Source organism: Aliivibrio sp. S2TY2, assembly GCF_028765525.1.
Taxonomy (GTDB): domain Bacteria; phylum Pseudomonadota; class Gammaproteobacteria; order Enterobacterales; family Vibrionaceae; genus Aliivibrio; species Aliivibrio finisterrensis_A.
In genome coordinates this window covers 105128-121680 of the sequence record NZ_JARACS010000006.1, presented here as the reverse complement: position 1 = coordinate 121680, position 16553 = coordinate 105128, and the positions used below count along the sequence as shown (strand labels likewise).

The window sequence follows — 16553 nt, the reverse complement described above, 5'->3', positions numbered from 1 at the left end:
AGTTTATTGTGAGTATTATACTTACAGCGAGCACCTCTGAACCCTTTAAGGGAGCTTGCGACCGATCTGAAACCTGCTCTTATGCTTTTAGCCCCACTGATTCTCAAACCAGCTTTCTAAAATCACTACCGCAGACTGGCAATCAATATTGCCTTTCGATAATGCTTTATAACCACCGTATTCAAACAAATCAGCGCGAGCCTCAGCGGTTGATAGGCGCTCGTCATGCAACTCAACTTGCTTACCAAAACGGCCATGCAGACGATTGGCAAATTTCTTTGCGCGAGGAGTGATGGTTTCGAGTTCTTTACCATGAAGATCGGTAGGTAAACCGACAACGATCAAATCTGGGTTCCACTCTTTAATTTGTTTTTCAATATCATCCCAATTAGGGGTGCCATCTTGAGCTTTAAATGCTTTTAATGGACTTGCAGTACCGGTGATCTCTTGACCAATGGCAGACCCAATACTCTTGGTGCCAAAATCGAATGCCATGATGGTACGTGAACTCATGCGTGTCCAACCTCGCTAGATAGGTTTGCTGGGCTAATGCCTAAAATTTCAATCGCTCTTCGCCAGCGATCAGGAATAGGGGTATCAAAAATAATCGAAGGATCAGCCTCTAAAACAAGCCAGCTGTTTTCGGACAGTTCTTGTTCAAGTTGTCCTGCATCCCACCCTGAATACCCAAGTGCAACCAAGTACTTACGTGGCTGAGATTCGGTACCAAGCGTCGCAAGAATATCCTTTGATGTAGTTACTGAAAGTTCGCTTGTCACTCGTATACTTGATGTATAGCGATCTTTCACTGAATGTAATACAAAGCCTCGATCATCAGATACAGGACCACCATTAAGTACAGGTTGAGTTAAGGTTTGTGGAAAAATAATAGGAGAGGCGTTCTCTAGTTTTATTTGGTCGAGCATACCTTCCAATGAAATCGGAACCGTCTCATTAATACGCAGCCCCATGGTTCCCTCTGAATCATGCTCACAAATATAGATAACACTTCGATGGAAAAATGGGTCTTTCATACTTGGCATTGCTACTAAAAAATGGTTTTTTAAATCCACAAAGCCTCCTAAAAATTCAGGGTAACTAATGTTGCTTTGTCACTAAAGGGAGTGATGAACTCCCTTTGTTATGCAAGGCTCAATTAAGCGTTAATACGACGCTCGATAGCATCCATTAATTTGCCAGTGATTGAGATATCGAACGCAGCTTCGATTTCTTTAATGCAAGTCGGGCTAGTTACGTTGATTTCTGTCAGTTTGTCACCAATGACATCCAGACCTACAAAGATTAGACCTTTTTCTTTTAATGTTGGAGCAACGGCATTAGCAATCGCCCAGTCAGTCTCACTTAATGGACGCGCTTCACCCGTACCGCCTGCGGCTAAGTTACCACGAGTTTCGCCTTTTGCTGGGATACGAGCTAAGCAGTAAGGCATTGGCTCTCCATCAACCACAAGAATGCGTTTGTCACCATTGCTGATATCTGGAACAAAGGTTTGTGCCATACAGTAATTTTGTTCGTGATTAGTCAGTGTTTCAATGATAACAGATACGTTTGGATCGCCTGCTTTAACACGGAAGATTGATGCGCCGCCCATACCATCAAGTGGTTTTAGGATAATATCGCCATGTTCTTCGCGGAAGGCTTTAATTTTTTCAGCTTTACGCGTTACTAGTGTTGTTGGTGTTAACTCAGGGAACCAAGCAGTAAATAGCTTTTCGTTACAATCACGAAGGCTTTGTGGTTTGTTTACAATCAATGCACCTTGAATTTCAGCACGCTCTAAAATGTAAGTTGCGTAGATATATTCAGTATCGAATGGAGGATCTTTACGCATTAGTACAGCATCAAGATCAGCAAGGTCGATAGTTTGCTCTGATTTGAATTCATACCAGCTTGTAGGGTCTTCTTTTAGTTCAACCACTTTGGTATCTGCAACTGCTTTACCTTGATCTAGGTGTAGGTCAGCCATTTCCATGTAATGGATTTCCCAGCCGCGCTTTTGTGCTTCAAGCATCATGGCAAAGCTAGAGTCTTTTTTGATGTTAATGGATGAGATAGGATCCATTACGATACCGAGTTTGATCATTGTATTTCTCCAGTTAGCCAAGATCGCCAAAACGAACTTGTAAGGCTGTAATTGCGGTAAGCGCTGCGGTTTCAGTTCTTAGTACTCGAGGACCAAGCAACGTTTCTTCAAATTGATATTGTTCTGTCATGTTAATTTCATCAGACGATAAACCGCCTTCAGGGCCAATTAACAAGCGCACATTTGTCACGGGTTCCGGCAATGTATTGATCGAGTATTTTGCTCTTGGATGAAGGTTTAGTTTTAATCCGTCATACTCTTCAGCACACCACTCTTCTAAAGACATAATTGGGCGAATTTCAGGAACCGTATTACGACCACATTGTTCACAGGCGGCAATCGCTATTTTTTGCCACTGGTCGAGTTTTTTCTCGAAACGCTCTTTATTTAGCTTCACGCCACAACGTTCTGAAATAAGAGGAGTAATGGTATTAACCCCTAGCTCGACAGATTTTTGAATAGTGAATTCCATTTTATCACCACGAGAAACCACTTGGCCTAAGTGTAAATTTAATGGAGATTCACTGCTGCGCTCTATACGTTCGCTGATCTCAACTTCTACGCTTTTCTTTGATGCGGAAGTAATTACAGCAGGAAACTCAGCACCGCTGCCATCAAACAGTAATACGGCTTCACCTTCTTTCATTCGCATAACGCGGCCAACATGGTTAGCAGCATCATCGCTTAAATTAATTTTTCCTTGTGAAGGAAGCAGTTCGGGATGATGGATTCTTGGTATTCTCATGGTCTACTTTTCTTTAACTATCTTACATTTAAGGATGGAGGTTAATGGTTACTTTTTCAACCTCTAAGTTAGTCTATGTTATTTCATACAGGCTTTATAGACAAATTGGTTATGGTTACCTTGAATTTTAGCAATACGTTTATCACGCTCACATTCCCATGCTGAGACAGGGTATTGTTTATTCCACGCTTCCATTAATTGACGCTGTGCTTTGGATAAATTAAAACGATATTCATTATTCATGTATAAATAAGTACGAGCAATGGCACCTCTAGATTGTGCTGGCGGCTCTGCTACACGGCCTTTAAAATCAACTTTAAAAGCACATTGCCCATAATTGGCCCCTTTATTACCGTTCCATTGTGAAAAACGGAAATTAGAACGATCACCATTCACTTCGCCAATGGCTGGAACTAAGTTGTGTAAGTCAGCTTCCATCATTTTGAATTGTTTGTCTTTGCGGGTGCAATTCTTGCGTCCACCATCTTGCCAGCATTGGCGTTGATGGCCAAACTGCCAAGCTGGGACTACGTGCTCCCACTCGATGCGGCTAGCACGCTTTTCTTGTTTACGAACGTCATAACCACAACTTTGTAAGTCAGGAATACCTTTCTTTTTATCTTTCCATGTAATGTCACAGCCACAATAGAAAGAAGTTGGGTGATCAAGATAGATTTTCACGGCTAGTTTTTTAGCTTTAGAAAATGAGGAAGGGGGAGCTGAAAGTGCATTGAAGCTGAAAGTTATCGCGATGATGCTAATAACTAAGCGAATTAATGTCATGGTAAACCTACTGATTATTATATTAATACAGTAAGGGTAGCCTATTGTTAATTCGCATTATAGATAAATTAATTACTAGGATAAAAAACAGCTGAAATATGTACATTCATACCGCTATGAGCGAGGTTTAATCCATTTTAGTGGGGACTGACACGCTTTACAGAGGTATTGAGTTTCTTTACGTTGAACTCGATTATGACGGCGAACAGTAAGTTCGTGTGTTGTGCATTTGCAACGATAAGGAAAGGTTTTTCCCTTTACCGAATCAACACTAAAGCTGTGCGTGGTTCTTGCTGGTAAATTGAAAACTTGATTCATCACACCTTGCCACTCTTTGCCGTGAGGGCGCACTCGACCATATAGCTTGAATGTGATTAGGTGAGCGATTTCATGAGGGATCACTTCATTAATAAAGGTGTGTTGATTCTCTTCTAATAAAACAGGGTTAATACGAATTTCCCAACCTTGAAGGCGAGCCGTCCCTGCGATTTTTCCACGCTGAGTAAATTTAATTTCTGGTAAAGAAAAAGGGCGATTAAAAAAAGTAGAAGCTTGTTGAATGCATTGCTGAGCTTTAGCTATGGATGCTTGCTGAAGTGGTGTCATTGAATCTCTTTATTTTTAGTATTTAATACCAATCTACATAAGTATTTGATCATTCTTGCTTGTTAAAATCGATTATATCAGCGTTATACCTTTCTATTGCAAAAATTAGGTGTAATTAGATCCACTAGTTACTGTAATTTATGCCTTGCTCTAATCGATTTTTCCTAAGCAATTATCTGAACAACTACTTATCCAGAATGGTATAAGTTTTAATACCAAGGTAATTATAAAGAGTATATGGGGCTAAAAAACAAAAAAGGAAGCCGAAGCTCCCTTTTAAATTCAAGGATAAGTAATTAATGCTTACTTAATGCCTGCGAAATCACGAAGGATGTCTGCTTTATCTGTTGCTTCCCATGGGAACTCTTCACGACCGAAGTGACCGTATGCTGCCGTCTTCTTGTAGATTGGCTGAAGAAGGTTAAGCATTTCTTGTAGGCCGTACGGGCGTAGGTCGAAGTGCTGACGAACCGCTTCAATGATGATGTCGTGAGATACTTTTTCAGTACCAAAGGTTTCAACCATGATTGATGTTGGATCTGCAACACCGATAGCGTATGAAAGTTGAATTTCACAACGATCAGCCATGCCTGCAGCAACAATGTTTTTCGCTACGTAACGTGCTGCGTATGCTGCTGAACGGTCAACTTTTGATGGATCTTTACCAGAGAATGCACCGCCACCGTGACGAGCTGCGCCGCCGTAAGTATCAACGATGATTTTACGACCAGTCAGGCCACAGTCACCCATTGGGCCACCGATAACAAAGCGACCTGTTGGGTTAATAAAGAACTTAGTCTCTTTATTTAACCATTCTGCAGGAAGTACTGGCTTGATGATCTCTTCCATTACCGCTTCACGAAGATCTGGAGTGGTTACTGAATCACAGTGTTGTGTTGAAAGAACAACGGCATCAATACCAACAATCTTACCTTGGTCGTATTGGAATGTTACTTGAGATTTTGCATCTGGACGTAAGAAATCCAGTTTTCCGCTCTTACGTACTTCCGCTTGCTTTTTAACAAGTAGGTGAGAGTAAGTAATTGGAGCTGGCATTAAGATAGGTGTTTCGTTTGTTGCGTAACCAAACATGATGCCTTGGTCGCCCGCGCCTTGTTCTTTTGGATCGGCTTTATCAACACCTTGGTTGATGTCAGGAGATTGCTTACCAATTGTGTTTAATACAGCACAAGAGTTCGCATCAAAGCCCATATCAGAATGAACATAGCCGATATCACGAACTGTTTCACGAGTGATTTCTTCGATATCAACCCACGCAGAAGTAGTTACTTCACCACCGACCATAACCATGCCCGTTTTTACGTATGTTTCACAAGCAACACGAGCTTTTGGATCTTGCTCTAAGATCGCATCAAGTACTGCATCTGAAATTTGGTCGGCAATTTTATCTGGATGACCTTCTGATACAGACTCAGAGGTAAATAGGTGCTTAGCCATAAGGGAGCTCCACTTCTATAAATAATAAGTTCTAAAAATACCCACAATCTATATAAGTCTATACGTATAACAGTGTAGGTGTTTTTCCATCTAGACGGCTATAATAGAGAAATATTGATTAATTACAACTCATTTCATAGAAGAAAATAAATATAAGACATAACCAATCGTTTGCGTCTGAACATGGGATTTACTTCAGCAAACAAGGTTTTCTTTCAAAATCGTGAAAAAAAGCGCCTTATTTTATAAGTAATCGTTTGCAGTGCAGATAAGCCTTTGCGACAATACGGACCTGCAAATTTAGGTTAATTCATAACGATGAGTTAGCCAGTCAAGAGTTAACTAGCTCAATAAACATATAGTCCTTCGAATTTTCAGGAGCAGGCATGTCTTCACGTAAACATCTAGCAAATGCAATCCGCGCTTTAAGCATGGATGGTGTTCAACAAGCAAATTCTGGTCACCCTGGCGCACCTATGGGTATGGCAGACATCGCTGAAGTATTATGGCGTAGCCACCTAAATCACAACCCACAGAATCCAGAGTGGGCTGATCGCGACCGTTTCATTCTTTCTAATGGTCACGGTTCAATGCTGATTTACTCTCTGCTTCACCTTTCTGGTTATGACCTTTCTATCGAAGACTTAAAAAACTTCCGTCAGTTGCATTCTAAAACACCAGGTCACCCTGAGTACGGTTATGCACCAGGTATCGAAACAACGACTGGTCCATTAGGTCAAGGCATCACAAACGGTGTTGGTATGGCAATGGCTGAGAAAGCATTGGCAGCGCAATTTAACCGTGAAGGCCATGATATCGTTGACCACAACACTTACGTGTTCATGGGTGACGGTTGTTTAATGGAAGGTATCTCTCACGAAGCGTGTTCTTTAGCGGGTACTCTTGGTCTTGGTAAGCTGGTTGCTTTCTGGGATGACAACGGTATTTCTATTGATGGTGAAGTTGAAGGTTGGTTCTCTGATGACACACCTAAACGTTTTGAAGCGTACGGCTGGCATGTAATCCCGGCGGTTGATGGTCACGATGCTGATGCAATCAACGCTGCAATTATTGCAGCAAAAGCGGACCCTCGTCCGACGTTGATCTGTACTAAAACAGTGATTGGCTTTGGTTCTCCAAACAAGCAAGGTACACACGACTGTCATGGTGCTCCACTAGGTGCTGATGAAATTGCAGCAACTAAGAAAGCATTAGGCTGGGAGTTCGGCGCATTTGAAATTCCAACAGACGTAGCTGCTGAGTGGGATGCAAAAGAAGCGGGTTCTGAAAAAGAAGCAGCTTGGAATGCTAAATTTGATGCGTATGCAGCGGCATACCCTGAGCTTGCAGCTGAATACAAGCGTCGTGTAAATGGCGATTTACCTGCAGAGTGGGAAGAAAAAGCATCGGCAATCATTGCAGATCTTCAAGCGAACCCTGCAAATATCGCTTCACGTAAAGCCTCTCAAAATGCACTAGAAGCGTTTGGTGCTATGTTACCTGAATTCATGGGTGGCTCTGCTGACCTTGCGCCTTCTAACCTAACTATGTGGTCTGGTTCTAAGTCTCTAACTGCTGAAGATTTCTCTGGTAACTACATTCACTACGGTGTGCGTGAGTTTGGTATGACGGCGATCATGAACGGTATTGCTCTGCACGGTGGTTTCGTACCGTACGGCGCAACTTTCCTAATGTTCATGGAGTACGCTCGTAACGCAATGCGCATGGCTGCACTGATGAAAGTGCAAAACATCCAAGTTTACACGCATGACTCTATCGGTCTTGGCGAAGATGGCCCAACTCACCAACCAGTTGAGCAAATTGCTTCTCTACGTCTAACACCAAACATGAGCACATGGCGCCCATGTGACCAAGTTGAATCTGCAGTTGCATGGAAACTGGCTATCGAGCGTAAAGATGGTCCTTCTTCTTTAATCTTCTCTCGTCAAAACCTTGCACAGCAAGAGCGTACACAAGAGCAAGTAGCAAACATTGCTAAGGGTGCTTACATCCTAAAAGATTGTGAAGGCCAACCTGAGCTTATCCTTATTGCAACAGGTTCTGAAGTCGAACTAGCGGTTGAAGCTGCGGCTCAACTGACTGCTGAAGGTAAATCAGTACGTGTTGTTTCTATGCCATCTACTGATGCATTTGATAAACAAGACGAAGCGTACCGTGAAGCGGTTTTACCATCATCAGTAACTAAGCGTATCGCTGTTGAAGCGGGTATTGCTGATTTCTGGTACAAGTACGTTGGTTTCGGTGGCAAGATCATCGGTATGACAACGTTTGGTGAATCTGCACCTGCTGATGAGCTATTCAAAATGTTTGGTTTCACTACAGAAAACGTAGTAAACACAGCAAAAGAGCTTTTGGCTTAATTAAATAAAAGCATTCGCTTAATTTAGTGATAAGTCATACATAAAATTGAAAGCGAAGTTATCGAAAGGTGGCTTCGCTTTTTTGATCCTTTAAGAAATAATGGAAAAGGGTACAATAGCCTTAAATGGAATTGAGGAAACAAAGCGTTATGTTGAGAGTGGCGATAAATGGATTTGGTCGAATTGGGCGTAGCGTACTTCGCGCGTTGTATGAAAGTGGTAAACGCGATCAAATTGAAGTGGTAGCGGTTAATGAATTATCGCAGCCAGAAGGCATGGCTCATCTTCTTCAGTACGATTCTACTCATGGACGCTTTGCCCATAAAGTCACTCATGATCAAGAATATCTTTATATCGATTTCCCTGATGGCTCTCAAGATAAGATTAGAATCGTACATCAAGCTGATCTTTCTCTTTTGCCGTGGCAATCATTAGGTGTTGATTTGGTTTTGGACTGTACAGGGGTTTATGGATCTAAAGCGGATGGTGAAAAGCACATCGAAGCAGGTGCTAAAAAGGTTCTGTTTTCTCATCCTGGTGGTACTGATTTAGATAACACAATTATCTATGGCGTGAATCACGATACATTATTACCAGATCACCGAATTGTGTCGAATGGCTCGTGCACCACCAATTGTATTATTCCTGTCATTAAAGCCATTGATGATGCGTTTGGGATTGATTCTGGCACCATTACCACTATCCATTCTTCTATGAATGACCAGCAAGTGATTGATGCTTATCACTCTGATTTGCGTCGAACTCGAGCGGCAAGCCAATCAATTATTCCTGTTGATACTAAATTGCATAAAGGTATTGAGCGAATATTTCCGAAATTTTCCAACAAGTTTGAAGCGATTTCCGTGCGAGTGCCGACAGTAAATGTCACCGCGATGGATTTAAGTGTAACAATTAATACAAATGTGAAAGTTAATGACATAAATCAAACCATTGTTAACGCATCTCGGTGTACATTACATAACATTGTTGACTATACTGAAGCACCGCTTGTTTCTATCGACTTTAATCATGATCCCCATAGCGCCATTGTCGATGGGTCGCAAACAAGGGTGAGTAATGGGCATTTAGTTAAAATGCTAGTCTGGTGCGATAACGAGTGGGGATTTGCTAATCGGATGTTAGATACCGCATTAGTAATGAGAAAATAAAAGCATCAATCAAACAATTTGTGATGGAAAGAGAAAAAAGATTAATTTTCACCTTGAAAAAAGTGAACTCCATCCCTATTTACTGAATAATGCAGTAAGAATTTAATCGGTTTGGCAATGATGCCGAGCTTGAAAACTTTTTATTATTTAATTGAGAGGACAAAACATGTCTGTAATCAAGATGACTGACCTGGAACTTGCAGGTAAACGCGTATTTATCCGTGCTGACCTAAACGTACCAGTTAAAGATGGTAAAGTAACTTCTGATGCTCGTATCCTTGCATCTCTACCAACTATCAAGCTTTGCTTGGAAGCTGGCGCTAAAGTAATGGTTACTTCTCACCTAGGTCGTCCAACGGAAGGCGAGTACAACGAAGAGTTCTCTCTAGCTCCTGTAGTTAACTACTTAAATGACGCACTAGATTGTGACGTTAAACTAGCGAAAGATTACCTAGATGGTCTTGAATTAAACGCTGGTGAGCTAGTTGTTCTTGAAAACGTTCGCTTTAACAAAGGTGAGAAGAAGAACGAAGAAGAGCTTTCTAAAAAATATGCAGCATTATGTGACATCTTCGTAATGGACGCATTTGGTACTGCTCACCGTGCACAAGCATCTACTCACGGTGTTGGCATGAACGCTCCTGTAGCGTGTGCTGGTCCTCTTCTAGCAGCTGAACTTGAAGCACTTGGTAAAGCAATGGACAACCCAGCTCGTCCATTAGTTGCTATCGTTGGTGGCTCTAAAGTATCTACTAAGCTGACTGTTCTTGAGTCTCTATCTAAAATCGCTGACCAACTTGTTGTTGGTGGTGGTATCGCGAACACATTCATCGCTGCTGAAGGTCACAATGTAGGTAAGTCTTTATACGAAGCTGACCTAGTTGAGACTGCTCAAAAATTAATGAAAGAGTGTGCAATCCCAGTAGCTACTGATGTTGCATGTGCAAAAGCATTTGATGAAAACGCTGAAGCTGAAATCAAGCACGTTTCTGAAGTACAAGACGACGACATGATCTTCGACCTTGGTCCAGATTCAACAGCTGCTCTTGCTGAAATCATCAGCAATGCAAAAACAATTCTTTGGAATGGCCCAGTTGGCGTATTTGAATTCAAAAACTTTGAAGCAGGTACTGCGGGTATTTCTAAAGCAATCGCTGATTCTGAAGGTTTCTCTGTAGCAGGTGGTGGTGATACGCTAGCAGCTATCGATAAGTTCGGTATCAAAGCTGACGTTTCTTACATTTCTACAGGTGGCGGTGCATTCCTTGAGTTCGTTGAAGGTAAAGTACTTCCTGCAGTAGCAATGCTTGAAGAGCGTGCTAAAGCATAATTATTTAAAAGCGGGAATCTAATCATTCCCGCTTTTTACGTTTGTTGATGACCATGTTTATTGATACAATAGCAAGAGTTGTGAGCAAACGTTTGCAAAAATTTAAACGTAAGTTTTTTAATTTTAAAACGATAGAATAAATAGGACTATTTCCATGTCTAAGATCTTCGATTTTGTAAAACCTGGTGTTATTTCTGGCGACGACGTACAGAAAGTATTTGAAGTAGCAAAAGAAAACAAATTTGCTCTTCCTGCTGTAAACGTAGTTAACACAGATTCAATCAACGGCGTTTTAGAAGCTGCTTCTAAAGTTAAAGCTCCTGTTGTTGTTCAGTTCTCTAACGGCGGTGCTGGTTTCTTCGCTGGTAAAGGCGTTAAACTTGAAGGTCAAGGTGCACAAATCCTTGGTGCTGTAGCTGGTGCAAAATACGTACACGCTGTTGCTGAATCTTACGGTGTTCCAGTTATTCTTCACACTGACCACGCTGCTAAGAAACTTCTTCCATGGATCGACGGTCTACTAGACGCTGGTGAAGAGTTCTTCGCTCAAACTGGTAAGCCTCTATTCTCTTCTCACATGATCGACCTTTCTGAAGAGTCTCTAGAAGAAAACATCGAAATCTCTGGCCAATACCTTGCGCGTATGGCTAAGATGAACATGACTCTAGAAATCGAACTAGGTTGTACTGGCGGTGAAGAAGACGGCGTTGATAACTCTGATATGGACGCATCTGAGCTTTACACTTCTCCTGAAGATGTTGCATACGCATACGAGAAACTAACGGCTATCAGCCCACGTTTCACTATCGCTGCATCTTTCGGTAACGTACACGGTGTTTACCAAGCTGGTAACGTTGTACTTACTCCAACTATCCTACGTGACTCTCAAGCATACTGTGCAGAGAAGTTTGGTATCGCACCTAACGCTCTAAACTTCGTATTCCACGGTGGTTCTGGTTCTTCTGAAGCAGAAATCCAAGAGTCTATCGGTTACGGTGTTATCAAAATGAACATCGATACTGATACACAGTGGGCTACATGGGATGGTATCCGTACTTACTCTGCTGAAAACTTCGATTTCCTACAAGGTCAAATCGGTAACCCAACTGGCGAAGCTGCGCCAAACAAGAAGTACTACGATCCACGCGTATGGCTACGTGCTGGTCAAGCTTCTATGGTTACTCGTCTTGAGAAAGCATTTGCTGACCTTAACGCAATCGACGTACTATAATTTTTATTATAGACAGCTCGAATTGAGTTAATAAAAAACCCGCTGATTAGCGGGTTTTTTTATGTCTGAAGAAAGGGAAGAGCAGGGTTCAGATCGGTCGCAAGCTCCCTTAAAGGGTTCAGGGTATTTGTATTTAGAGAGTAAATAGTTCATTAATATGGATTTAGCAGGTTAAAAAGTTTGGTGTTGTTTCAATGTTTTGTAGAAATAGCAGCGAATAGTCCTGAATCCTTTGAGCGAAGCGATCTGAAGCCTATCTATTTCTTTTAAATATAAAAAAGCAGCCTGTAATACAGACTGCTTTTATCGTTTCTAGCGCGTAGCGTTCTAGCTAGCGAAGCGTATAGAAATTACTTTTTCTTTTTCTTCTTCGGTGCGTTTTTCTTCGCTAGAGCCGCTTTCTTCTTCGCATTTTTTTTCTGTTTGTTTTTGAAAACAGGTTTTTTATGCTGAGGTTTTAAGCCCTCAATAAAGCGCTCTTTAATCACTTCTTCTTCTTTTACGTAACGGCCAACACGTTCCATCATTGGTTGGTCATGTGCTTCGATTAGCGAAACAGCATTACCTTTATTACCCGCACGAGCAGTACGACCGATACGGTGTAGGTACACGTCAGCAGTACGAGGCATATCAAAGTTAATTACATGGCTTACGTTTGGTAAATCGATACCACGAGCAGCAACGTCGGTTGCAATAAGCACATTCACTTTACCATCACGGAAACGAGCGATAGCGTTGTTACGGCTTTCTTGTGGCATATCACCTTGTAACCATGCACATGAAATCTTAGCGGTTTCTAAGTGGCCGCGAAGCTCAGCAAGACGCTCGCGCGTTTTAACAAAGACAATTGAGCGCTCAGCTTGTTGAGTTAAGATGCTTTTTAATAGCTCAATTTTATGAGGCATATTATCGGCACGGTGATACCACTGTGTGATCTTCTTACGCTCACGACGTGATGGCTCAGCATTAATTTCAGCTGGCTCATTCAGTAGGTCGGCTGTGAAACCTTCGACACCACGACCTTCTAATGTTGCAGAGAACAAGAAGGTTTGTTTACGCCAGCGACACTCTTTTGAGAGACGGTCAACTACAGGGCCAAAGCCCATGTCTAGCATACGGTCAGCTTCATCAAGGATCAGTGTTTCAATCGCTCGACAGTCAAAGCGCTCAGCTTCAATGTATTCCATCAAACGACCTGGTGTAGCGACAACGATATCTTGAGTAGTAGCAAGAATATCAGCGTGATCTTGGTAGCTAATGCCGCCAGTGATCGTAAATACTTTATGGCGTGTGTACTTTGATAATTCACGAGCTTCATCGGCCACTTGAATAGCAAGTTCACGAGTTGGCGTCAGGATCAGAATACGCGCAGGTCCTGGATCACGACGAGGGAAATCATCAAGATGTTGCAATGCAGGTAATAAGAAAGCCGCAGATTTACCTGTGCCTGTTGGAGCAGAAGCAAGAATGTCTTTTCCTTCTAATGCTTCAGGAATAGCCATAGCCTGAACTTGAGTTGGACGTTGATAACCAATCTCCTCAAGAGCGCGCAGTAGGTTAGGGGATAGATCGAGATCAGCAAACGTTTTGATCACTGTAGATTCTCCGTTCAGGTCTAAAGAGTATAAATATGATGTTAGCCAGACATTATAGTGATTTATTAGAGATGGATCACCGATCTTTTAGTCCATATTCAGATAAAAGCATCTTGTGAGCTTAATAAAGTCATCACTATAGCCATTTTCACTGTGTATTATTAATGTATTCTCTTGATAATCATAAGGAAAAGAAGATATCTCTATCAGCAATCGAGAGGTATCTTTTTTTTCGGTTGTTTTTACATTTGTCAGTTTTGTTAAGCGAAAACCGAGAGTTTTGGCTATTTCGATAAATTGCTTCCCTTCAAAAAGAGGAAGAATGAAGCTGGCTCGCCCCTTAGGTGAAAGTAGTTTTTTGCACTGAGTTAATAAATCACTGAAAGGTAAACTGTCTGTATGACGGGCAGATGAGCGTTCGCCTTTTTGTGATTGTTCACCGCTAGTAAAGTAAGGAGGGTTACAAATAATAGCTTCGTATTGCGTTTTTGATGAATAGCTTAAAATATTCTGATGAAATACCTTAATACGATCTGACCATGGTGAATGAGTAATATTTTTAGTTGCTACTTCTACTGCAATAGGCATTAATTCAACCGCGTCAATAACGCTCGATACTTCGCGTTGTGCACACATTAAGCTTAATAACCCTGTCCCACAACCAATGTCTAATATGGATTGGCATTTATTAATATCAGCCCAAGCACCGAGTAACACAGCGTCTGTGCTTACCGGCATCCCGCATTGACCTATATCGATATGAAATTGTTTGAAAGTGAAGCTTTTATTCATGGCTGCTCCAATATAGCAATAGTTGTTAATCTTGTAATTATATTGTTAATTAGTTTGATGTTCTATTTTTGATCTTTTGTTGATTCTTTTAATGTTAACTGATCACTCTTTTATAAAAGCAATTAACAGAGTAATAAACTGCTTATTGAGTGTGTAGCAATTCAATTATGGTGTTTTTCTCTGAGCTATTGCGAATTATCGATAATTTGTTCATTATTCTGACATAAGTATCAAAAAAGATATAAAACACAACATTAAATACACACAACATTATACAAGGGTTTCTTATGAAACAGTCATTAAAACTCACCGATATCATTGCCGTAGGCTTTATGCTTTTTGCCTTCTTCTTAGGCGCTGGTAATATCATTTTTCCACCAATCGCAGGCCAAATGGCGGGTGAGCACGTATACAGTGCTATGGGTGGATTTCTCATTACCGCGGTCGGTTTACCACTATTAACTATTATTGCTATCGGTATTGCTGGTGGTTCTTGGCAACAATTGACTCGTGATTTACCACCAAAAGTAGCGATGATTATGGCCATCTTAATGTTTGTGATTATTGGGCCTGCGTTTGCTGCACCACGAACTGGTTTGGTTGCGTATGAAATGGCGGCAAAACCATTTATGTCAGCAGAGGCTGGACAGTTATCGTTAACGCTATTCTCAATTGCCTTCTTCTCAATCGCAATGTTTTTTGCATGGTCTCAAGGTAAGCTTATCGATACGATAGGTAAGTTCCTAACACCAGCACTATTCATCGGTTTAATCATTTTAGCAATTGCGGTATTTGTTAATCCACAAGGTGATATTGTGGCAGCAACGGGTAACTATATTGAGCAACCATTAACGACTGGTTTCTTTGAAGGTTATAACACCATGGATACCTTTGGTGCGTTAATGTTTGGTATTTTAATTATTGATGCATTAAAAAAGAAAGGCATTACAGAGCATAAAGCAACGACTAAGTATTTAACGGCTGCGGGTTGTATTGCAGCATTAGGCTTAGCATTTGTTTATGTCTCTCTATTCTATTTAGGGGCAACCTCAAGCACTGTTGCGCCTGGTGCAGCCAACGGTGGTGCGATTCTAACGGCTTACACTCATGCACTGTTTGGTTCTTCAGGCCAAATCGTATTATCAGTTATCGTATTAATTGCATGTCTAACCACGGCTATTGGTCTTATCTCTGCATGTGCAGACTACTTTAGTTCTATCTGTAAAGTGACGTACAAAACATGGGTTATTGTTGTTGGTGTTGCTTGTGCAGTGGTTGCTAACGTGGGCCTAACACAGTTAATTGCTTTATCTGTACCTGTTTTATTCTTACTTTACCCAGTGGCGATTGCTTTAGTTGCATTGGCGTTTGTTCGTAAGATGATGCCAAACCCTCGTCTTGCATATCGTGTTGTAATTTTAGTTGCGACGTGTTTTGCGGTACTAGATGCAGCGAAAGTGGCAGGAGCGGATATGTCAGCGTTCTCAATGCTACCATTATTTAATCATGGTATAGCTTGGGTTATCCCAACGTTTGCTTCGATGATTGCTGTTCGTTTTGTTGGCAAGAAAGAAGACGAATTAGTGACTGAAAACGCATAATTAAAAGATAAGGGTTCAGATCGGTCGCAAGCTCCCTTAAAGGATTCAGAGGTGATTGCTGTAAGCTGTAATGGTTTCAGCAAACTCCTCTGAACTCTTCAAGCGAAGCGATCTGAATTCTATATTTTGCTTTAAAGTGAATCGTGATATTCCACTAACACCTGCTCACACCATTGTTCAATACGCTCATCACTCTTGTCATATTGGCTGTCTTCATCTAATGCCAAACCAACAAAGTGAGATTCATCTTCAGTCAACGCTTTTGATGCATCAAACTGATAGCCTTCGTTCTTCCAATAGCCAATGAACTTCGCGTTTGTTGCTTTTAATTCATCGTGCAACAACCCCATCGCATCTAAGAACCATTCGCCATAGCCTTCTTGATCACCAAGGCCAAATAGAGCAATAGTTTTACCTTCTAGAGAAAGGCCATCTAACTCTTCCCATACGGCGAGCCAGTCTTCTTGAATTTCACCAAAATCCCATGTTGATATGCCAAGTAACAGCAGATCGTAATCGTTCATTGTGGCTACTGGTGTCTCCTTAATATTGTAGATATCAACCAGTTCTTCACCCATGATTGCTCTGATTTTTTCAGAAGCCATTTCGGTGTAACAAGTGGAAGAGCCGTAAAACAGACCAATTTTCATTTTAACTACCATATTAATGAGGACGAAAGCCTAGTGTACCGCAAATGATTCTTAAAATTAAACTTGCAATGAAAGCCGTGATAATTGTTTAATACTGTAATTCTAACC

The 16553-nt window shown here is 41.3% G+C and carries 15 protein-coding genes; 5 read left to right on the top strand and 10 right to left on the bottom strand.

Annotated features, from left to right (window positions below; translation table 11 throughout):
- Nucleotides 1–87: 87 nt before the first annotated feature.
- The 7 genes from ruvX to metK form a co-directional block, all read right to left on the bottom strand.
- Nucleotides 88–513, bottom strand: a complete 426-nt coding sequence (gene ruvX, locus PVK63_RS11415) for a Holliday junction resolvase RuvX (protein WP_130046893.1) — start codon at nt 511–513, stop codon at nt 88–90.
- Entirely contained in the window at nt 510–1073 is a 564-nt protein-coding gene (locus PVK63_RS11410) for a YqgE/AlgH family protein (protein WP_130044342.1), read from the bottom strand. The genes ruvX and PVK63_RS11410 overlap by 4 nt, the downstream gene beginning before the upstream one ends.
- A gap of 83 nt (nt 1074–1156) precedes the next feature.
- Nucleotides 1157–2104 (bottom strand): glutathione synthase, encoded by a 948-nt coding sequence (gene gshB / locus PVK63_RS11405; RefSeq protein ID WP_130044341.1) that lies wholly within the window; start codon nt 2102–2104, stop codon nt 1157–1159.
- A 13-nt stretch (nt 2105–2117) separates the two neighbouring features.
- Nucleotides 2118–2849, bottom strand: coding sequence for a 16S rRNA (uracil(1498)-N(3))-methyltransferase (rsmE, locus tag PVK63_RS11400; protein WP_130044340.1), 732 nt, complete (start codon nt 2847–2849; stop codon nt 2118–2120).
- Between the two features lie 78 nt (nt 2850–2927).
- Nucleotides 2928–3632 (bottom strand): deoxyribonuclease I, encoded by a 705-nt coding sequence (endA, locus tag PVK63_RS11395; protein ID WP_130044339.1) that lies wholly within the window; start codon nt 3630–3632, stop codon nt 2928–2930.
- Between the two features lie 114 nt (nt 3633–3746).
- Entirely contained in the window at nt 3747–4238 is a 492-nt protein-coding gene (locus PVK63_RS11390) for a SprT family zinc-dependent metalloprotease (protein WP_130046891.1), read from the bottom strand.
- 303 nt (nt 4239–4541) lie between these two features.
- Nucleotides 4542–5696, bottom strand: coding sequence for a methionine adenosyltransferase (gene metK, locus PVK63_RS11385; protein ID WP_130046890.1), 1155 nt, complete (start codon nt 5694–5696; stop codon nt 4542–4544).
- A gap of 386 nt (nt 5697–6082) precedes the next feature.
- On the opposite strand from metK, the gene tkt reads away from it, so the two are divergent.
- The 4 genes from tkt to fbaA all read left to right on the top strand — a co-directional run bounded on the left by tkt (nt 6083) and on the right by fbaA (nt 11807).
- Nucleotides 6083–8077 carry a transketolase gene (gene tkt / locus PVK63_RS11380; RefSeq protein WP_130044336.1) on the top strand — a complete coding sequence of 665 codons (1995 nt, stop codon included), beginning with the start codon at nt 6083–6085 and terminating at the stop codon, nt 8075–8077.
- Nucleotides 8078–8226: 149 nt separating this feature from the next.
- Entirely contained in the window at nt 8227–9246 is a 1020-nt protein-coding gene (gene epd / locus PVK63_RS11375) for an erythrose-4-phosphate dehydrogenase (RefSeq protein ID WP_130087035.1), read from the top strand.
- 166 nt (nt 9247–9412) lie between these two features.
- Nucleotides 9413–10576 (top strand): phosphoglycerate kinase, encoded by a 1164-nt coding sequence (locus tag PVK63_RS11370; RefSeq protein ID WP_151655499.1) that lies wholly within the window; start codon nt 9413–9415, stop codon nt 10574–10576.
- A 154-nt stretch (nt 10577–10730) separates the two neighbouring features.
- A complete protein-coding gene (fbaA, locus tag PVK63_RS11365; protein ID WP_130044335.1) occupies nt 10731–11807 on the top strand; it encodes a class II fructose-bisphosphate aldolase in 1077 nt (358 codons plus the stop codon).
- Between the two features lie 350 nt (nt 11808–12157).
- Here the strand turns inward: fbaA and srmB are convergent, their stop codons facing one another.
- Both srmB and PVK63_RS11355 read right to left on the bottom strand, forming a co-directional pair.
- Entirely contained in the window at nt 12158–13402 is a 1245-nt protein-coding gene (srmB, locus tag PVK63_RS11360) for an ATP-dependent RNA helicase SrmB (protein ID WP_130086940.1), read from the bottom strand.
- A gap of 87 nt (nt 13403–13489) precedes the next feature.
- Complete coding sequence (locus PVK63_RS11355; protein ID WP_130086941.1) at nt 13490–14194, bottom strand: tRNA1(Val) (adenine(37)-N6)-methyltransferase; 705 nt, start codon at nt 14192–14194, stop codon at nt 13490–13492.
- Nucleotides 14195–14481: 287 nt separating this feature from the next.
- Between PVK63_RS11355 and brnQ the strand changes: the two genes are divergently transcribed.
- Nucleotides 14482–15795 carry a branched-chain amino acid transport system II carrier protein gene (gene brnQ / locus PVK63_RS11350; RefSeq protein ID WP_130086942.1) on the top strand — a complete coding sequence of 438 codons (1314 nt, stop codon included), beginning with the start codon at nt 14482–14484 and terminating at the stop codon, nt 15793–15795.
- Between the two features lie 131 nt (nt 15796–15926).
- Here the strand turns inward: brnQ and fldB are convergent, their stop codons facing one another.
- A complete protein-coding gene (fldB, locus tag PVK63_RS11345) occupies nt 15927–16445 on the bottom strand; it encodes a flavodoxin FldB (protein ID WP_105054008.1) in 519 nt (172 codons plus the stop codon).
- Nucleotides 16446–16553: the final 108 nt, after the last annotated feature.